We start from the raw sequence: 18,132 nt of genomic DNA on the forward strand, positions 1-18,132 counted from the left end.
CTATAGGTTTTGATTGGCATCATTATCTTTCGAAACGAAACTTAAGGCACCATGTCGAAACGTAACACTCCCCAACGTCGTCATAACATCCTGGCTTTGCTCAATGGGCAGGGCGAGGTGAGCGTCGACGCTTTGGCCAAGCGTTTCGAAACCTCGGAAGTCACCATCCGCAAGGATCTGGCTGCCCTTGAAGCCAACGGCCTGCTGCTGCGTCGCTATGGCGGTGCGGTAACTCTGCCGCAGGAACTGTTTACTGATCAGGGCCAGCCGGTCTCCCTTTATAAGCAGGCCATCGCCAAAGCCGCTGTCGGTCGCATTCGCGAACACGCAAGGATCATTATCGACAGTGGCAGCACCACCGCTGCGATGATCCCGGAGCTGGGTCATCAACCCGGTCTGGTGGTGATGACCAACTCGTTGAATGTGGCCCGTGCCCTCAGCGAACTGGAACACGAACCGGTACTGCTGATGACCGGTGGCACCTGGGACCCGCATTCGGAATCGTTCCAGGGCCAGGTAGCCGAGCAGGTACTACGCTCGTACGACTTCGACCAACTGTTCATTGGCGCCGACGGCATCGACCTGGCGCGCGGCACCACCACGTTCAACGAACTGCTGGGCCTGAGCCGGGTGATGGCTGACGTCGCCCGGGAAGTGATCGTCATGGTCGAGTCCGACAAGGTCGGGCGCAAGATCCCCAACCTTGAGCTGCCGTGGAGCAGCGTCAACACCCTTATTACTGATGATCGCCTGCCCACCGAGGCACGCGAACAGATTGAAGCCCGCGGCATCAACGTGATTTGCGCCGCTATCACCCAGGAGCATGACTAATGTGTGGAATCGTTGGTGCCGTCGCCGAACGTAACATCACAACCATTCTGATCGAAGGCCTCAAGCGTCTCGAGTACCGCGGCTATGACAGCGCAGGTCTGGCCGTTTACACCCAGCAGGGCAACCTCGAGCGCCGCCGTCGTATCGGCAAGGTCAGTGAGCTGGAAGCTGCAGTCGGCGCTGAACCGCTGGCCGGCAACCTGGGTATCGCCCATACCCGTTGGGCCACCCACGGTGCCCCAACCGAGCACAATGCTCACCCGCATTTCTCCGGTCATGAACTGGCGGTGGTGCACAACGGCATCATCGAGAACCACGAAGAACTGCGTGAAAAGCTCAAGGGCCTGGGTTACGTATTCAGCTCCGAGACCGATACCGAGGTGATCGTTCACCTGCTGGCTCACACCCTCAAATCTTTGCCTGACCTGGCCGATGCCCTCAAGGCTGCGGTCAAGCAGCTACACGGCGCTTATGGCCTGGCAGTGATCAGCGCCAAGCAGCCTGATCGCCTGTTGGCAGCCCGCAGCGGCAGCCCGCTGGTCATCGGCCTGGGCCACGGCGAGAACTTCCTGGCTTCCGACCAACTGGCCCTGCGCCAGGTCACCGACCGCTTCATGTACCTGGAAGAGGGCGACATCGCCGAAATCCGCCGCGAACAGGTCACCATCTGGGACGTCGCCGGCACCCAGGTCCAGCGCGAAACCGTGCAATACCATGAAGGCGCCGAAGCGGCTGACAAGGGCGAGTACCGTCACTTCATGCTCAAGGAAATCCACGAGCAGCCAACCGTGGTGCAACGCACCCTGGAAGGCCGCCTGGGCAAGGATCACGTGATGGTCCAGGCTTTCGGTCCGCAAGCTGCCGAGCTGTTCGCCAAAGTGCGCAATGTGCAGATCGTTGCCTGCGGCACCAGCTACCATGCCGGTATGGTTGCCCGTTACTGGCTGGAAAGCCTGGCCGGTATTCCTTGCCAGGTCGAAGTCGCCAGCGAGTTCCGCTACCGCAAGGTGGTGGTGCAGCCTGACACCCTGTTCGTCTCGATCTCCCAATCGGGTGAAACCGCCGACACCCTGGCTGCCCTGCGCAACGCCAAGGAACTGGGCTTCCTCGGCAGCCTGGCAATCTGCAACGTCGGCATCAGTTCGCTGGTGCGTGAGTCGGACCTGACCCTGCTGACCCAGGCCGGCCCGGAAATTGGCGTAGCTTCGACCAAGGCCTTCACCACCCAGCTGGTGTCGCTGATGCTGCTGACCCTGTCCCTGGGCCAGGTGCGTGGTACCTTGGCCGCCGGTGTCGAGGCCGAGCTGGTGGAAGAACTGCGTCGCCTGCCAACCCGCCTGGGCGAAGCCCTGGCCATGGATGCGATCGTCGAGAAGACCGCCGAGCTGTTCGCCGACAAGCACCACACCCTGTTCCTCGGTCGTGGCGCGCAGTTCCCGGTGGCGATGGAAGGTGCTCTGAAACTCAAAGAGATCTCCTACATTCACGCCGAAGCCTACCCGGCCGGCGAGCTCAAGCACGGCCCGCTGGCGCTGGTCGACAGCGACATGCCAGTGGTCACTGTGGCGCCGAACAACGAGCTGCTGGAAAAGCTCAAGTCCAACCTGCAGGAAGTCCGCGCTCGCGGTGGCGAGCTGATCGTCTTCGCAGACGAGCAGGCCGGCATGAGCAATGGCGAAGGCACCCATGTAATCGCCGTGCCGCACATCATCGATGCCCTGGCGCCGATCCTCTACACCATCCCGCTGCAACTGCTGTCGTACTACGTGGCGGTGCTCAAGGGTACCGACGTCGACCAGCCGCGTAACCTGGCGAAATCGGTGACTGTCGAGTAACGGTCGCTCCTGCCAAGCCCACAACCCCCGTTTATCGGGGGTTTTGTGTTTTTGTCGGTTTGTCCGGCAAGCAGACCCATTAGCTGGCCTGGATCAATAGTCCAGGCGCGCGCTTGGCATAGTGTGCGCAGTCCATGTTTCTTTTTCACGGACGAAAAGCTATGCAGACTCTGGAGCGAAAGCTTGATATCCAGCCCCTGTCGCGGGCGGACATGACCATCGAACTCAACGGCCAGGCAGTCGCTGTCGCCGCCGGTGAAACCGTGCTCAGCGTGCTCAACGCTGTGGGCCTGCGCCAGGTGGCGCGCAACGATCACGATCAACTGACCGGCGCTTTCTGCGGCATGGGTGTCTGCCATTGCTGCCTGGTGTCGATCAACGGCCGGCCCAAGCGCCGCGCCTGCCAGACTGTGGTGCAGCCGGGTATGCAGGTCGAAACCGGGACCAACCGCTTTGCCAGGCAGGAGGCACCATGAGCCTGCGTCCAGTGATTGTCGGGGGTGGTTCGGCGGGTATGGCGGCGGCGATCGAGCTGGCCAACCACGGTGTTTCCAGCCTGTTGTTCGATGAAGCCTCGCGTCCGGGTGGCGTGGTCTTTCGCGGGCCGCTGCGCAGCGGCGTCGACCTGGGTTACCTGGGCGCCCGCTACAGCAAGGCGCTGAAGAAACTGCACAAGGATTTTGCCGCCTGCGGCGATCGTATCGACCTGCGCCTGAACAGCCGCGTGTTGGGTGGTGACGAGCAGCGCCTGATGGTGCTCGATGCCGAAGAAACCCTACACGAGATCGACTATTCCCACCTGCTGCTGTCGGCCGGTTGCCATGAGCGCAACGTCCCCTTCGCCGGTTGGACCTTGCCTGGCGTCATGCTGCTCGGCGGGCTGCAACTGCAGATCAAGAGCGGCGTGGTCAAACCCCTGGGCAGTACCGTGATCGCCGGTACCGGGCCGTTGTTGCCGCTGGTGGCCTGCCAACTGCACGCGGCCGGGGCGAAAGTCGCCGGTGTCTATGAAGCCTGCCCGTTCAGCAAGATCGCCCGTGAAAGCCTGGCGCTGATGAACAAGCCGCAACTGTTCCTCGATGGCCTGAGCATGCTCGGCTACATGAAACTCAATGGCATCCCCATGTACTACGGCTGGGGCGTCGTTGAAGCCAAGGGCGAGGGCGAACTGGCTGAAGTGACCGTGGCACCCTACGGTGACGATTGGCAACCAGACCTCTCCCGCGCTCAACGCGAACCGGCGCAAACCCTGGCGGTGGGCTACGGCTTTATCCCGCGCACGCAACTCAGCCAGCAACTGGGTCTGGACCACGGCTTCAACGAAGATGGCTACCTGCGCCCGGAAAGCAACGTCTGGCAGCAAAGCAGCCAGGCGCATATCCACCTGGCTGGCGACATGGGCGGCATCCGTGGTGGCGAAGCGGCAATGCTCACCGGGCGCATCGCCGCCGTCTCGATCCTGCTGCAGCGCGAAGTGCTCAACGCTGAACAGGCCATCGAATTGCGCGAGAAGTACCTCGGCCAACTGGCGGCAATCAAGCGCTTTCGCGCTGGCGTAGAACGCTACACCCACCGCGGCACCAAGCAGATTGACCTGCCGCAGCCCGACACGGTGATCTGCCGCTGCGAACACGTGACCCGCAGCGACATCGACCGCGCCCTGGAGCAGGGTGTCGAAGACATGGCCGGGCTGAAGATGCGCACCCGGGTCAGTATGGGCGACTGCCAGGGGCGCATGTGCGTCGGCTACTGCAGCGATCGCCTGCGCGAAGCCACCGGGCGCGCCGACGTAGGCTGGCTGCGCCCGCGTTTCCCGATCGACCCGATTCCATTCTCTGCATTCCAGCAACTCGGCACGGAAGCCTGAAGCATGAACAGAACCTATGATGTGGTCATCGCCGGTGGCGGCGTGATCGGTGCGTCCTGCGCCTACCAGCTGTCCAAACGCAAAAACCTGAAAATCGCCCTGATCGATGCCAAGCGCCCGGGCAATGCCACCCGCGCCTCGGCGGGCGGCCTGTGGGCAATCGGCGAGTCGGTGGGCCTGGGCTGCGGGGTAATCTTCTTTCGCATGATGTCGGCCAAGCACAAGCGCGAAGCCCATGGCGCGGCAGTGGCGGTGGATTCGAGCACGCCGCATATCCTGCCGCAGTCGTTCTTCGACTTTGCCTTGCAGTCCAACGCACTTTATCCACAGCTGCACCGCGAGCTGATCGACCGCCACGGCATGGACTTCAAGTTCGAGCGCACCGGCCTCAAGTACGTGATCTACGACGATGAAGACCGCCTGTACGCCGAACACATCGTCGCGCAGATTCCGCACCTGGCCGACCAGGTACGCTGGCTCGACCGCGAGGCCCTGCGCCAGGCGGAGCCGGCAGTCAGCCATCAGGCCCATGGCGCTCTGGAGTTCCTTTGCGATCACCAGGTCAGCCCGTTCCGCCTGGCCGATTCCTATATGGAAGCGGCGCGCCAGAACGGCGTCGACCTGTTCCACAACACCAACATCACCGGCGTGCTGCACCAGGGCTCGCGGGTCAGCGGTGTGCAAACCGCAGAAGAGGGCACCTTTCACTGCGATACCCTGATCAACGCCGCTGGCGCCTGGGCCGCAGACTTGAGCGAATGGGCCACCGGCCTGCGGATTCCGGTCAAGCCGGTCAAAGGCCAGATCATCCTCACCGAGCGCATGCCCAAGCTGCTGCAAGGCTGCCTGACCACCAGCGATTGCTACATGGCGCAGAAGGACAACGGCGAGATCCTGATCGGCAGCACCACCGAGGACAAAGGCTTCGACGTCAGCAACACCTTCCCGGAAATCAACGGCCTGGTTCAGGGTGCGGTTCGCTGTGTACCGGAGCTGGCGCAGATCAACCTGAAACGCACGTGGGCCGGCCTGCGCCCGGGCTCGCCGGACGAACTACCGATTTTGGGGCCGGTCACGGAAGTCAGTGGTTACCTGAATGCCTGTGGACACTTTCGCACCGGCATCCTCACTTCGGCCATCACCGGGGTGCTGATCGACAAGGTCGTGCATCAGGAAGCCCTGCCGCTGGATATCACTCCATTCCTGGCCGAGCGTTTTGACTTGCTTGCTGTGGAAAACAAGCAGGCTGCCCTGGCCTGATTGTGGATAAACCGGCCTTCAGCCCTGGGGGCCGGTATTCATCTGTGCCACCAAACTCAAGCACTGCCGGACCTGTGGCGAGTTATCCCCAGCCCGGCGACTGAGTATGATCGGTGACACTGCGGTTTTTTCTGACAGTGGTGCATAAACAATGTCGGCGCGATGCTGGCTTTGCACGGACGCTGGCACCAACGTTATCCCCAGGCCAGCAGCAACCAGGCCCAGCGCGGTCTGCAGTTCGTTGGTCCACTGGATTACCTTGATGTTCACACCCTGGGCGGTAAACAGCGCCATGATGTGATCGGCGTAGCTCGGCCGCGGGTTGGCGGGGTAGAGCACGAAAGGCTCGTCGGCCAGGCGTTTGAGGTCCAGGGGCTGGCCGAGCAAAGGGTGCCCGCAGGGCAGGGCAACGACTAACGGTTCCTCGCGCAGCAACACCTGTTCGATGGCTGGATCCTTGATGTGGATGCGGCCAAAGCCGACATCGATGCGCCCGGCCTTGAGTGCCTCGACCTGCTGCAGGGTGATCATTTCCTGCAGGCCCAGCTCCATTTCCTCATTGCGCCGCAGCTGGCGGATCAATTCGGGTAGCAAATCATAGAGCGTCGACGGCGCAAAGCCGATTCGCAGCCACTGCCGTTCACTGTTGGCGATGCGCCGGGTGCCTTCGGCGATCTGTTCGAGCTGGTCGAGCAAGGCAGCGCTCTGCTCGTGGAAAAACCGACCGGCTTCGGTCAGGCGCAGGGGCCTGCCACGCTCCAGCAGTTCGACGCCGAGGGTTTCTTCCAGCTGACGGATCTGCCGGCTCAAGGGCGGCTGGGCAATGTGCAGTTGCTCGGCGGCGCGGGTGAAATTGAGGGTTTGCGCGAGCACCCGGAAGTAGCGCAGATGACGCAATTCCATGATACCTCCAGGGTATGGTTGCCTACCCAACGGATATTGGACTGCCTGCAGGCACTGGCGCAAGCTGCTGCCTTGTGGATAACCAGACCCTGTGGATATCGTCGTACGACCATAACAATGAGGCCAGCCCATGAGCAGCCAACTGTTGAGCGAGCGCAGCCGTGTGTTCCAGCATGCCGACCCTTATGCGGTGTCCGACTACGTCAACCAGCACGTTGGCGGCCACAGCCTGCGCCTGCCGCGCAGCGGTGACCTGCAGGCGAGCATCAACCATCGCAAGTTTGCCAGCCTCGACCTGTGCCGCCTGAGCTATGGGGGCAGGGCGCGGATTACTTCACCGGCGCTGGGCACCCTGTATCACCTGCAGATCTTGCTCAAAGGGCACTGCCATTCAAGCTGTCGCGGCGATGAGCATCACTATGTGCCCGGCGAGCTGCTGCTGATCAATCCGGACGATCCGGTTGACCTCACCTACTCGGCCGATTGCGAAAAATTCATCCTCAAGTTGCCGGCCAACCTGCTCGAACAGGCTTGTCTGGAACAGCGCTGGCAACTGCCCGAAGGCGGTATCCGCTTCACCAGCGCGCGTCATGCCACTGGCGCGCTGGCGGGGTTTATCGGCCTGATCGGGCTGGTGTGTGACGAAGCCGAATCCACCCAGTCGCTGCCGCAGGTGCAGGAGCATTACGGGCGCATCGTCGCCAGCAAGTTGCTGAGCCTTTTGGGCAACAACATCGATCGTTGCGAGCCGGGGTTGCAGACCCACTCGTTCGAACAGCTGGTGGCCTATATCGACGTCAACCTGCATCAGGATATCGGGGTCAGCCAGTTGATGACGGTGGCGCGGGTCAGCGAGCGTTCGTTGTATACACTGTTCGAGCGTCACGCCGGCCTGTCACCCAAGGGGTATGTGCGCCAGCGCAAGCTCGAGCGGATTCACGCGGCCCTGCAGGACCCCTCCAGCCCGGTCCGCAATGTCACCGAAATCGCCCTGGACTACGGCTTCCTGCACCTGGGCCGCTTCGCCGAAAGCTATCGCCAGCGCTTCGGCGAGCTGCCTTCGGTTACCTTCAAACGCCACCGCTGAACGCTCATCGGCCCCTGCGCAATCTGGATAGCGATTCGCAGGAAACGGCTATTGGCGCCTTGCTGCTGCTCCTAACCTGACCTTGCGAACACTGCCCGGCCCCGCGCCCGGCAGGTATCGCCATTCAGGTTTCGATAACAACAACAAAAGAGACGCGCCTCATGCGAGCGATCGATATCAATAGCCTGATCGATCAGGCGAAGTTCAATTCCTTTCACTGGCGTGTGCTGTTCTGGTGTGCGCTGATCATCATCTTCGACGGTTACGACCTGGTCATCTACGGCGTGGTGCTGCCGGCCTTGATGCAGGAGTGGGGCATGACCCCGCTGCAGGCCGGTGCCCTGGGCAGCTATGCGCTGTTCGGCATGATGTTCGGCGCCCTGGTGTTCGGCCCGCTGTCGGATCGGATCGGGCGCAAGAAGGCCATCACCCTCTGCGTGATCCTGTTCAGCGGCTTTACCGTGCTCAACGGCTTTGCCCGCAACCCTGCCGAGTTCGGCCTCTGTCGCTTTCTGGCAGGGCTAGGGATCGGCGGGGTGATGCCCAACGTGGTGGCGCTGATGAACGAATATGCGCCCAAACGCATGCGCAGCACCCTGGTGGCGATCATGTTCAGTGGCTACTCGGTGGGCGGCATGCTCTCCGCCGGGTTGGGCATCGTGCTGTTGCCGGCCTTCGGTTGGCAGTCGGTGTTCTATGTGGCGATCATCCCCTTGCTGGTGCTACCGCTGATCCTGCGTTACCTGCCCGAGTCCCTGGGGTTTCTGGTGCGCCAGGGTCGTACCGAACAGGCCAGCCAGTTGCTGCAGCGGGTCGAGCCGAGCTATCAGCCACAAGCGGGTGATCGTCTGGAGGTGGTGACCGGCACTCAAGCCGGTGGCTCGGTACCGCAGCTGTTTCGCGAAGGGCGAGCGCTGAGTACGTTGATGCTCTGGGTCGCGTTTTTCTGCTGCTTGTTGATGGTCTATGCCCTCAATTCCTGGCTGCCCAAGCTGATGAACAACGCCGGCTACGGCCTGGGCTCGAGCCTGGCGTTTTTGCTGGTGCTGAACTTCGGCGCGATCTTCGGTGCGGTCGGCGGCGGCTGGATTGGTGACCGCTTCAAGCTCGATCGGGTGCTGGTGGTGTTCTTCGCCGTGGCGGCGTTGTCGATCAGCCTGCTCGGCTTCAAGAGCCCGACGCCGGTCTTGTACCTGCTGATCGCCATTGCCGGCGCGACCACCATCGGCACGCAGATTCTCGCCTATGCCTGTGTAGCCCAGTACTACCCCATGGGGATCCGTTCGACGGGATTGGGTTGGGCATCGGGTATCGGTCGCAGCGGGGCGATTATCGGGCCGATCCTGGGTGGGATGCTGCTGGGGATTCAGCTGCCGCTGGCGCTGAATTTCATGGCCTTTGCGCTGCCGGGGGCGGTAGCGGCGGTGGCGATGATGGTGTTTGCCGGGCGTGGTGCTGCCAGGGGCAGGGCGGCGTTGCAGTCAGCGGCATAGCCAAATAACCGCGTTGGCCCTATCGCTGGCAAAGCCAGCTCCCACAGTGGTCGGAGTACATAGCGTTCTTGTGGGAGCTGGCCTTGCCAGCGATGCAGGCGCCACAAATTTACAAGCCAAAACAACAATAACAAGAGCACCACTACCATGACCAACTTCCCACACTGCGGGTTGCTGTTTCTCTGCGCCCTGAGTTTCTGCGCCAATGCCGCCGAGCCGGGTTTTATCAAGGACGCCAGCGCTACCCTGCAAGCGCGTAACTACTACTTCAGCCGCGACTTTTCCGGCATTGTCGGTGCCAACCAGCAATCAAAGGCTGAGGAATGGGGCCAGGGCTTTATCTTCAACTTCAAGTCCGGTTATACCCCGGGCCCCTTGGGGGTGGGCGTCGATGCCATTGGCCTGCTCGGCCTCAAGCTCGACAGCAGCCCGGATCGCACCGGCACCGGTTTGCTGCCGGTGCAGGACGATGGCCGCGCTGCCGATGAGTACAGCCGGGTCGGCGCCACGCTGAAAATGCGCTATTCGAAGACCGAGCTGAAAGTCGGCGAGCTGCAAACCAATCTGCCCATCCTGCAATACAACGACTCGCGCCTGCTGCCACCAACCTACCAGGGCGTCAGCCTGACCTCGGCCGAGATAACCGGCCTGACCCTGCAGGCCGGCCACCTGAGTTCTACCAGCCTGCGCAACGAAGCCGGGGACGAGAAAATGATCGCCATGCTCGGCCACTTGCCCCAGCGCCAGGCCGACAGCGATGCCTTCAACTATGCCGGTGGCGACTACAGCTTCAACGCCAATCGCACCACCGCCAGCCTCTGGTACGGGCGCCTCGAAGATATCTATCAACAAGGCTTCGTGGGCTTGAAGCACAGCCAGCCCCTGGGCGACTGGACCCTGGGCGCCAACCTCGGTTACTTCACCGCCAGGGAGCAGGGCGATGCGCGCCTTGGTGATGTCGACAACCGGGCGTTCTATTCGCTGCTGTCGGCCAAGCGTGGCGGGCACACCTTCAGCGTCGGCTACCAGGCAATCTATGGTGACGATGCCTTCCCGCGGGTGTTCCCGAACATCTCGCCGCTGGGCAACGAAGTGCCAACCTATGAATTCTCCTACACCGATGAGCGTTCCTGGCAGGTACGTTATGACTATGACTTCGTGGCCATGGGCATACCGGGTTTGACTGCCACCGTGCGTTACCTTAAGGGCAATAACGTCGATACCGGGCTGGGCTTCGAGGGCAAGGAACATGAGCGCGATCTTGACCTTGGCTATGCGGTGCAGAGCGGGTTGCTCAGAGGGCTGGGGATACGGCTGCGCAATGCCATGGCACGGTCCAATTACCGTTCGGACATTGATGAGAACCGGGTGATCCTGAGTTACACCTGGACGTTGTTGTAGGCCATATCGCGGGGCAAGCCCGCTCCTACCGGGGTTGTGGGTAACTCTGTGGGAGCTGGCTTGCCAGCGATGCTTTTGGAAACACACCGTCCATCCCCAGGTTGCTCGCCGGCCAGTGCTATCGCTTAGACTGGCCGCATAACTACAACGAGTGACCTGGTATGGCTGGTATGGCCGATATGGGTATGGACAGTCCCCTGCTCAGCGAACGCAGCCGGGTGTTCGAGCGTGCAGACCCTCATGCGGTGTCGACCTACGTCAACCAGCATGTCGGCCCCCATTGCATTCGCCTGCCGCGCTACGGGCATCCGGAGGCGTACCTCAACCATCGCAAGTTCGCCAGCCTCGACCTGTGCCGGATCAGCTACGGCGGCGATGTGCGGGTGATGTCGCCAGCGCTGGAGAACGTCTTTCACCTGCAGATCCTGCTGCGTGGCCACTGCCTCTGGCGCCGTGGCCGTGAAGAGCGTCTGCTGACCCCCGGCGGGCTGCTGCTGATCAACCCCGACGAACCGGTCGACCTGGCCTATTCCGCGGATTGCGAGAAGTTCATCCTCAAGCTGCCCACCCGCCTGCTCGAATCAGTGTGCGACGAGCAACGCTGGCAGCGCCCCAGCGAAGGTGTGCGCTTTCTCGATCATCACTACCAGCTGTTGGCGCTGGAAGGCTTTGCCGGGCTGCTGGCGATGGTCTGCCAGGAGGCCGAAAGCAACGAGCCGATGCTGCGGGTGCAGGAGCACTACAGCCAGATCGTCGCCAGCAAGCTGCTGACCCTGATGCACACCAACGTCAGCCGTGAAGCCCTGAGCAGCCAGGCGGCATCCTTCGAGCGGATTGCCGAGTACATCAATGCCAACCTCAAGCAGGACATCTGCAGCGAACAGCTGGCGCAGCAGGCGAGCATGAGCCTGCGCTCGCTGTATGCCTTGTTCGAGCGCAACGCTCGCACCACGCCCAAGCTGTACATCCGCCAGCAGAAACTCGAACGCATCCGCGCCAGCCTCAGCGACCCCGACTGCAAGGTGCGCAACATTACCGAGCTGGCCATGGACTATGGCTTCGTCCACCTCGGGCGTTTCTCTGAACACTACAAGTCGTTATTCGGCGAACTGCCCTCCGACACCCTCAAGCGCCGCCTCTGACACTTTGCAGAAAACGGATAAAGGTCTGCACAAAGCGGATATTTACCGTGCCCCTCGCTCCCTAACCTGACATGGCCTGAACACAATAACAACGGAGGCCCCGGCCATGTCCCTGGGATTCGATTACCTTAATTCCCTGCTTGAAGAAGATCAGGAGAAGGGCGTCTTTCGCTGCAAGCGCGAGATGTTCACCGACCCCCGTCTGTTCGATCTGGAAATGAAACATATCTTCGAGGGCAACTGGCTGTACCTTGCCCACGAAAGCCAGATTCCTGAAAAGAACGACTTCCTCACCACCACCATGGGGCGCCAGCCGATCTTCATCGCGCGCAACAAGGATGGGGTGCTCAATGCCTTCCTCAATGCCTGCAGCCATCGCGGTGCGATGCTTTGCCGACACAAGAGCGGTAACCGCTCGTCCTACACCTGCCCGTTCCACGGCTGGACCTTCAACAACTCCGGCAAGCTGCTCAAGGTCAAGGATCCGGTCGACGCCGGCTACCCGGCCAGCTTCAACTGCGAAGGCTCCCACGACCTGACCAAGGTCGCCCGTTTCGAGTCCTACCGCGGCTTCCTGTTCGCCAGCCTCAACCCGGACGTGGTGCCCTTGGTGGAGCACCTGGGTGAGTCGGCGAAGATCATCGACATGATCGTCGACCAGTCGGCCGATGGCCTGGAAGTGCTGCGCGGTTCGTCCTCGTACATCTACGAAGGCAACTGGAAGCTGACCGCTGAAAACGGCGCCGATGGTTACCACGTCAGCGCCGTGCACTGGAACTACGCCGCTACCCAGAACCAGCGCAAGCAGCGTGAAGCCGGTGATGAGGTCAAGACCATGAGCGCGGGCGGCTGGGCCAAGAGCGGTGGTGGTTTCTATTCCTTCGACAAGGGCCATCTGCTGCTCTGGACTCGCTGGGCCAACCCCGAGGACCGGCCGCTGTTCGAGCGCCGTGACGAACTGGCGGCTGACTTCGGCCAGGCTCGCGCCAACTGGATGATCGAGAACTCGCGCAACCTGTGCCTGTACCCGAACGTGTACCTGATGGACCAGTTCAGCTCGCAGATCCGCATCGCTCGGCCGATCGCCGTGGACAAGACCGAGATCACTATCTATTGCATCGCCCCCAAGGGCGAGAGCGACGAGGCGCGAGCCCAGCGTATTCGCCAGTACGAAGACTTCTTCAACGTCAGTGGCATGGCCACCCCGGATGACCTGGAAGAATTCCGCTCCTGCCAGATGGGCTATCAGGGCGGGCGGGGCTGGAACGACATGTCCCGTGGTGCCACCCATTGGGTCGAAGGCGCCGATGCCGCCGCGCAGGAAATCGACCTGCATCCGCAACTGAGCGGCGTGCGCACCGAAGACGAAGGCCTGTTCGTGCTGCAACACAAGTACTGGCAGGAAACCATGCTCAAGGCCCTCGCCGCCGACCAGCAGTTGATCCCCGTGGAGGCCGTGCAATGAGCATTTCCTTCGAGCAAGTGCGCGACTTTCTCTTTGAAGAAGCACGCTACCTGGACGACAGCCAGTGGGACCAGTGGCTGGAGTGCTACGCCGCCGACGCCACCTTCTGGATGCCGGCCTGGGACGATAACGACCAGCTCACCGAAGACCCGCAACGGGAAATCTCGCTGATCTGGTACGGCAACCGTGGTGGCCTGGAAGACCGGGTGTTCCGGATCAAGACCGAACGCTCCAGCGCGACCATGCCCGACACCCGGACCTCGCACAACATCAGCAATATCGAGCTGCTGGAGCAGGGCGAAGGCCTGTGCAAGGTGCGCTTCAACTGGCACACCCTGAGCTTTCGCTACAAGACCGTCGACAGCCACTTCGGCACCAGCTTCTACACCCTCGATATCCGTGGCGAACGGCCGCTGATCAAGGCCAAGAAGGTAGTGCTCAAGAACGACTACGTGCGTCAGGTCATCGACGTTTATCACATCTGAATCCTGCTTTGCTGCGAGGTGCGCCATGCACAAGATCGCCTTGAATTTCGAGGACGGGGTCACCCGTTTCATCGACGCCACCGCTGACGAAAGCGTGGCCGATGCCGCTTACCGCCAGGGCATCAACATTCCGCTGGATTGCCGCGACGGCGCCTGCGGTACCTGTAAGTGTTTCGCCGAAGCTGGCCGTTACGACCTCGGTCAGGAATACATCGAAGACGCCTTGAGCGAGGAAGAAGCCGCCCAGGGCTATGTGCTGACCTGCCAGATGCGCGCCGAGAGCGATTGCGTGGTGCGTGTGCCGGCTTCGTCGCAACTGTGCAAGACCGAGCAGGCCAGCTATCAGGCCAGCATCAGCGCCGTGCGCCAGTTGTCCGACAGCACCATTGCCCTGTCGATCAAGGGCGAGGCCCTGAGCCGTCTGGCTTTTTTGCCGGGGCAGTACGTCAACCTCGGCGTGCCCGGCAGTGAGCATACTCGCGCCTATTCCTTCAGCTCGTTGCAAAAGGACGGTGAGGTCAGCTTTCTGATCCGCAACGTGCCGGGCGGCTTGATGAGCAGCTTTCTTACCGGTCTTGCCAAGGCGGGCGACAGCATGACCCTGGCCGGCCCGCTGGGCAGTTTCTACCTGCGCGAGATCCGTCGGCCGTTGTTGTTGCTGGCCGGTGGTACCGGGCTGGCGCCGTTCACCGCGATGCTGGAGAAAATCGCCGAAGAGGGCAGCGAGCATCCGCTGCACCTGATCTACGGCGTCACCAACGACTTCGACCTGGTCGAGCTGGACCGCCTGCAGGCCTTTGCTGCGCGCATCCCGAATTTCAGCTTTGGCGCCTGCGTAGCCAACCCCGAGAGCCAGCATCCGCTCAAGGGCTATGTCACCCAGCACATCGAGCCGCACCACCTCAACGAAGGCGATGTCGATGTGTACCTGTGCGGGCCGCCACCGATGGTTGAGGCGGTCAGCCAGTACATCCGCGAACAGGGCATCACCCCGGCGAACTTCTACTACGAAAAATTCGCCGCCGCCGCTGCCTGAAGCCGTTTTATGGGGCCGGGCGCATCGTGCGGGTACGGTCGGTCCCTTTTTTATTCGAGGTTGTCATGAACAGATTCACCAACAAGGTCGCGCTGGTTACCGGCGCGGCGCAGGGGATCGGCCGTCGTCTGTGCGAGCGTCTGCTTGCAGAAGGCGCGACGCTGGTGGCCGTGGATCGCTCGGAGCTGGTGCATGAACTGCAAGGCGAGGGCGTGCTGAGTTTGACCGCCGATCTTGAACAGCACAGCGAGTGCAGCCGAGTGATGGCCGCTGCGGTGGAGCATTTCGGCCGCCTCGATGTGCTGGTCAACAACGTTGGCGGCACCCTCTGGGCCAAGCCGTTCGAGCACTACGAAGCGGCGCAGATCGAAGCGGAAGTGCGCCGCTCGCTGTTTCCCACGCTGTGGTGCTGCCATGCGGCGCTGCCCTACATGCTTGAGCAGGGCAGTGGGGCGATCGTCAATGTCTCCTCGATCGCTACTCGCAGCATCAATCGCGTGCCCTATGGCGCGGCCAAGGGTGGCGTCAATGCACTGACTGCCTGCCTGGCCTTTGAAACCGCCGGACGCGGAGTGCGGGTCAACGCCACGGCGCCCGGCGGCACCGACGCACCGCCACGGCGGGTACCGCGCAACAGTGCCGAGCAGAGCGCCGAGGAGAAAGTCTGGTACCAGCAGATCGTCGATCAGACCCTCGACAGCAGCCTGATGAAACGCTACGGCAACCTCGATGAACAGGTTGGCGCAATCCTCTTCCTCGCTAGCGACGAAGCCTCTTACATCACCGGCACGGTGCTGCCGGTCGGCGGCGGCGACCTCGGTTGAGTGCCCCTGGAGAACCTTGATGAGTCATCCCCTGATTGAGCGCATCTCGACCCTGATCGTCGACTTGCCAACCATTCGCCCGCACAAGCTGGCGATGCACACCATGCAGAAGCAAACCCTGGTGATCATCCGCCTGCAGTGCAGCGACGGTATCGAAGGCCTCGGCGAAGCCACCACCATCGGTGGCCTGGCCTACGGCAACGAAAGCCCGGAAAGCATCAAGCAGAATATCGACAGCTATTTCGCGCCGCTGCTGACCGGCCTGGATGCCAGCAACATCAACGCCGCCATGCAGCGCCTGGACAAGGTGATCAAGGGCAATACCTTTGCCCGCTCGGGAATCGAAAGTGCCTTGCTCGATGCTCAAGGCAAACGCCAGGGCCTGGCGGTCAGCGAGCTGCTCGGCGGGCGTGTACGCGACAGCCTGGAAGTGGCCTGGACCCTGGCCAGCGGCGACACCGGGGGCGACATCGCCGAGGCCGAGCAGATGCTCGACCTGCGCCGTCACCGGATCTTCAAGCTGAAGATCGGCGCCAACGAAGTGGCCCATGACCTGCGCCATGTCATCGCGATCAAGCGGGCACTGGGCGAGCGTGCCAGCGTGCGCGTCGACGTCAATCAGTACTGGGACGAGTCCCAGGCGATCCGCGCCTGCCAGGTGCTGGGCGACAACGGCATCGACCTGATCGAGCAACCGATCTCGCGCATCAACCGTGCCGGCCTGGTGCGCCTGAACCAGCGCAGCCCGGCACCGATCATGGCTGATGAATCAATCGAAAGCGTCGAGGATGCCTTCAGCCTCGCGGCTGACGGCGCCGCCAGCATCTTCGCCCTGAAGATCGCCAAGAACGGTGGCCCACGCGCTGTGCTGCGTACCGCGCAAATTGCCGAAGCCGCCGGTATCGCCCTGTACGGCGGGACCATGCTCGAAGGCTCGATCGGCACCCTGGCTGCCGCCCATGCCTTCGTCACCCTCAACCAGCTGACCTGGCATACCGAGCTGTTCGGCCCACTGCTGCTGACTGAAGAAATCGTGGTCGATGCGCCGGTGTACCGCGACTTCGCCCTGCAGGTACCCCGCACTCCCGGCCTTGGCCTGACCCTGGACGAAGAGCGCCTGGCGTTCTTCAGCCGCACGTAAGCAAGGAGAGACGCCATGTTGTTCCACGTGAAAATGACCGTGAAATTGCCCCTGGACATGGACCCGGCCAAAGCCGCGCAGCTCAAGGCCGACGAGAAGGAACTGGCCCAGCGTCTGCAGCGCGAAGGCAGTTGGCGCCACCTGTGGCGCATCGCCGGGCATTACGCCAACTACAGCGTGTTCGACCTGCCCAGCGTCGAAGCCCTGCACGACACCCTGATGCAACTGCCGTTGTTCCCCTACATGGACATCGAAGTCGACGGCCTGTGCCGCCACCCGTCATCGATCCACAGCGACGACCGCTGAACAACGAGCGCCGATAACAACAATTCGAGGTAACCCGTCATGACCGTGAAGATTGCTCACACTGCCGATATCCAGAAATTCTTCGAAGAAGTCAGTGGCCTGCACAACGACCAGGGCAGCCCGCGCCTGAAGCTGCTGACCCAGCGCATCGTCAACGATGTAGCGCGCCTCATCGAAGACCTGCAAGTGACCCCCGACGAGTTCTGGAAGGCGGTCGACTACCTCAACCGCCTCGGCTCGCGCCAGGAAGCCGGGCTGCTGGTTGCCGGGCTCGGCGTCGAGCATTACCTGGACCTGCAGCTGGACGCCCAGGATGCCGAAGCCGGCATCAGTGGCGGCACCCCGCGGACCATCGAAGGCCCGTTGTATGTGGCGGGCGCACCGCTGGCCGAAGGCGAAGTGCGTATGGACGATGGCCGTGACCCGGGCACGGTGATGTTCCTCCAGGGCCGCGTGCTGGATGAACAGGGCCAGCCGGTAGCTGGCGCCGTGGTCGACCTGTGGCATGCCAACACTCAGGGCACCTACTCGTATTTCGACAGCACGCAGTCCGAGTTCAACCTGCGCCGGCGCATCGTTACCGACGCCGAAGGCCGCTACCGCGCCCGCAGTATCGTGCCGTCGGGCTACGGTTGCCCTGCGGACGGGCCGACCCAGGAGTTGCTCACTCAGCTCGGTCGTCACGGCAATCGCCCAGCGCATATCCACTTCTTCATCTCGGCCCCTGGCTACCGGCACCTGACCACCCAGATCAACCTGGCGGGCGATGAGTACCTGTGGGATGACTTCGCCTACGCCACCCGTGACGGGTTGATTGGCGAGTTGCGCTTTGTCGAGGATGCGGCGGCGGCCGATGTTCGTGGTGTGGAGGGGCGCTTTGCCGAGATGGACTTTGACTTCCAGCTGTTGAGTGCGCCCAAGCCTGCCAGTGAGCAGCGCAGCCAGCGGCCGCGGGCGTTGCAGGACGTTTGAGGCCGGGTTGAATCCATCGCTGGCAAGCCAGCTCCCACAAGGTTCAGTGCAAACCCTGTGGGAGCTGGCTTGCCAGCGATGCCT

The 18,132-nt window shown here is 62.2% G+C and carries 17 protein-coding genes; 16 read left to right on the forward strand and 1 reads right to left on the reverse strand.

The window, feature by feature from the left end; all coding sequences use genetic code 11:
* Positions 1 to 51: 51 nt before the first annotated feature.
* The 5 genes from CCOS864_RS00670 to hcnC all read left to right on the forward strand — a co-directional run bounded on the left by CCOS864_RS00670 (position 52) and on the right by hcnC (position 5,793).
* The gene (locus tag CCOS864_RS00670) at positions 52 to 831 is read left to right on the forward strand and encodes a DeoR/GlpR family DNA-binding transcription regulator (RefSeq protein WP_115084572.1); all 780 of its coding nucleotides are present in this window, start codon (positions 52 to 54) and stop codon (positions 829 to 831) included.
* A complete protein-coding gene (glmS, locus tag CCOS864_RS00675; protein ID WP_115084574.1) occupies positions 831 to 2,666 on the forward strand; it encodes a glutamine--fructose-6-phosphate transaminase (isomerizing) in 1,836 nt (611 codons plus the stop codon). The genes CCOS864_RS00670 and glmS overlap by 1 nt, the downstream gene beginning before the upstream one ends.
* 161 nt (positions 2,667 to 2,827) lie before the next feature.
* Positions 2,828 to 3,142: a cyanide-forming glycine dehydrogenase subunit HcnA gene (gene hcnA, locus CCOS864_RS00680; protein ID WP_115084576.1), complete on the forward strand. Its 315-nt coding sequence runs from the start codon at positions 2,828 to 2,830 to the stop codon at positions 3,140 to 3,142.
* Positions 3,139 to 4,533, forward strand: a complete 1,395-nt coding sequence (gene hcnB / locus CCOS864_RS00685; protein WP_115084577.1) for a cyanide-forming glycine dehydrogenase subunit HcnB — start codon at positions 3,139 to 3,141, stop codon at positions 4,531 to 4,533. The genes hcnA and hcnB overlap by 4 nt, the downstream gene beginning before the upstream one ends.
* A gap of 3 nt (positions 4,534 to 4,536) precedes the next feature.
* Complete coding sequence (gene hcnC, locus CCOS864_RS00690) at positions 4,537 to 5,793, forward strand: cyanide-forming glycine dehydrogenase subunit HcnC (protein ID WP_115084579.1); 1,257 nt, start codon at positions 4,537 to 4,539, stop codon at positions 5,791 to 5,793.
* 18 nt (positions 5,794 to 5,811) lie between these two features.
* Here hcnC and CCOS864_RS00695 read toward each other — a convergent pair whose 3' ends face one another.
* Positions 5,812 to 6,696, reverse strand: coding sequence for a LysR family transcriptional regulator (locus CCOS864_RS00695; protein WP_115084581.1), 885 nt, complete (start codon positions 6,694 to 6,696; stop codon positions 5,812 to 5,814).
* Between the two features lie 130 nt (positions 6,697 to 6,826).
* Between CCOS864_RS00695 and CCOS864_RS00700 the strand changes: the two genes are divergently transcribed.
* The 11 genes from CCOS864_RS00700 to catA all read left to right on the forward strand — a co-directional run bounded on the left by CCOS864_RS00700 (position 6,827) and on the right by catA (position 18,048).
* Positions 6,827 to 7,783 carry an AraC family transcriptional regulator gene (locus tag CCOS864_RS00700; protein WP_115084583.1) on the forward strand — a complete coding sequence of 319 codons (957 nt, stop codon included), beginning with the start codon at positions 6,827 to 6,829 and terminating at the stop codon, positions 7,781 to 7,783.
* Between the two features lie 161 nt (positions 7,784 to 7,944).
* Positions 7,945 to 9,276, forward strand: a complete 1,332-nt coding sequence (locus CCOS864_RS00705) for an aromatic acid/H+ symport family MFS transporter (RefSeq protein WP_115084584.1) — start codon at positions 7,945 to 7,947, stop codon at positions 9,274 to 9,276.
* Positions 9,277 to 9,423: 147 nt separating this feature from the next.
* Entirely contained in the window at positions 9,424 to 10,677 is a 1,254-nt protein-coding gene (locus tag CCOS864_RS00710) for an OprD family porin (RefSeq protein ID WP_115084586.1), read from the forward strand.
* Between the two features lie 185 nt (positions 10,678 to 10,862).
* Positions 10,863 to 11,819, forward strand: coding sequence for an AraC family transcriptional regulator (locus CCOS864_RS00715; protein WP_115084997.1), 957 nt, complete (start codon positions 10,863 to 10,865; stop codon positions 11,817 to 11,819).
* A gap of 106 nt (positions 11,820 to 11,925) precedes the next feature.
* On the forward strand, positions 11,926 to 13,284 hold the full coding sequence (gene benA / locus CCOS864_RS00720) for a benzoate 1,2-dioxygenase large subunit (protein ID WP_115084587.1): 1,359 nt from the start codon (positions 11,926 to 11,928) through the stop codon (positions 13,282 to 13,284).
* Positions 13,281 to 13,769, forward strand: coding sequence for a benzoate 1,2-dioxygenase small subunit (gene benB, locus CCOS864_RS00725; RefSeq protein WP_115084589.1), 489 nt, complete (start codon positions 13,281 to 13,283; stop codon positions 13,767 to 13,769). Before benA ends, benB begins: the two co-directional genes overlap by 4 nt.
* Positions 13,770 to 13,794: 25 nt before the next feature.
* Positions 13,795 to 14,805, forward strand: a complete 1,011-nt coding sequence (benC, locus tag CCOS864_RS00730; protein ID WP_115084590.1) for a benzoate 1,2-dioxygenase electron transfer component BenC — start codon at positions 13,795 to 13,797, stop codon at positions 14,803 to 14,805.
* 65 nt (positions 14,806 to 14,870) lie between these two features.
* On the forward strand, positions 14,871 to 15,629 hold the full coding sequence (locus CCOS864_RS00735) for a 1,6-dihydroxycyclohexa-2,4-diene-1-carboxylate dehydrogenase (protein ID WP_115084592.1): 759 nt from the start codon (positions 14,871 to 14,873) through the stop codon (positions 15,627 to 15,629).
* Positions 15,630 to 15,648: 19 nt separating this feature from the next.
* The gene (locus CCOS864_RS00740; RefSeq protein ID WP_115084594.1) at positions 15,649 to 16,770 is read left to right on the forward strand and encodes a muconate cycloisomerase family protein; all 1,122 of its coding nucleotides are present in this window, start codon (positions 15,649 to 15,651) and stop codon (positions 16,768 to 16,770) included.
* 15 nt (positions 16,771 to 16,785) lie between these two features.
* Positions 16,786 to 17,076, forward strand: coding sequence for a muconolactone Delta-isomerase (gene catC, locus CCOS864_RS00745; RefSeq protein WP_115084596.1), 291 nt, complete (start codon positions 16,786 to 16,788; stop codon positions 17,074 to 17,076).
* A 39-nt stretch (positions 17,077 to 17,115) separates the two neighbouring features.
* Complete coding sequence (gene catA, locus CCOS864_RS00750; protein WP_115084598.1) at positions 17,116 to 18,048, forward strand: catechol 1,2-dioxygenase; 933 nt, start codon at positions 17,116 to 17,118, stop codon at positions 18,046 to 18,048.
* Positions 18,049 to 18,132 lie beyond the last annotated feature (84 nt).

Source organism: Pseudomonas wadenswilerensis, from assembly GCF_900497695.1.
Lineage (GTDB): Bacteria > Pseudomonadota > Gammaproteobacteria > Pseudomonadales > Pseudomonadaceae > Aquipseudomonas > Aquipseudomonas wadenswilerensis.

Bases quoted from the DNA above. Each gene is read 5' to 3' on its own strand.
- CCOS864_RS00670 (WP_115084572.1), top strand. From the start codon at position 52: ATGTCGAAACGTAACACTCCCCAACGTCGTCATAACATCCTGGCTTTG.
- glmS (WP_115084574.1), top strand. From the start codon at position 831: ATGTGTGGAATCGTTGGTGCCGTCGCCGAACGTAACATCACAACCATT.
- hcnA (WP_115084576.1), top strand. From the start codon at position 2,828: ATGCAGACTCTGGAGCGAAAGCTTGATATCCAGCCCCTGTCGCGGGCG.
- hcnB (WP_115084577.1), top strand. From the start codon at position 3,139: ATGAGCCTGCGTCCAGTGATTGTCGGGGGTGGTTCGGCGGGTATGGCG.
- hcnC (WP_115084579.1), top strand. From the start codon at position 4,537: ATGAACAGAACCTATGATGTGGTCATCGCCGGTGGCGGCGTGATCGGT.
- CCOS864_RS00695 (WP_115084581.1), bottom strand. From the start codon at position 6,696: ATGGAATTGCGTCATCTGCGCTACTTCCGGGTGCTCGCGCAAACCCTC.
- CCOS864_RS00700 (WP_115084583.1), top strand. From the start codon at position 6,827: ATGAGCAGCCAACTGTTGAGCGAGCGCAGCCGTGTGTTCCAGCATGCC.
- CCOS864_RS00705 (WP_115084584.1), top strand. From the start codon at position 7,945: ATGCGAGCGATCGATATCAATAGCCTGATCGATCAGGCGAAGTTCAAT.
- CCOS864_RS00710 (WP_115084586.1), top strand. From the start codon at position 9,424: ATGACCAACTTCCCACACTGCGGGTTGCTGTTTCTCTGCGCCCTGAGT.
- CCOS864_RS00715 (WP_115084997.1), top strand. From the start codon at position 10,863: ATGGACAGTCCCCTGCTCAGCGAACGCAGCCGGGTGTTCGAGCGTGCA.
- benA (WP_115084587.1), top strand. From the start codon at position 11,926: ATGTCCCTGGGATTCGATTACCTTAATTCCCTGCTTGAAGAAGATCAG.
- benB (WP_115084589.1), top strand. From the start codon at position 13,281: ATGAGCATTTCCTTCGAGCAAGTGCGCGACTTTCTCTTTGAAGAAGCA.
- benC (WP_115084590.1), top strand. From the start codon at position 13,795: ATGCACAAGATCGCCTTGAATTTCGAGGACGGGGTCACCCGTTTCATC.
- CCOS864_RS00735 (WP_115084592.1), top strand. From the start codon at position 14,871: ATGAACAGATTCACCAACAAGGTCGCGCTGGTTACCGGCGCGGCGCAG.
- CCOS864_RS00740 (WP_115084594.1), top strand. From the start codon at position 15,649: ATGAGTCATCCCCTGATTGAGCGCATCTCGACCCTGATCGTCGACTTG.
- catC (WP_115084596.1), top strand. From the start codon at position 16,786: ATGTTGTTCCACGTGAAAATGACCGTGAAATTGCCCCTGGACATGGAC.
- catA (WP_115084598.1), top strand. From the start codon at position 17,116: ATGACCGTGAAGATTGCTCACACTGCCGATATCCAGAAATTCTTCGAA.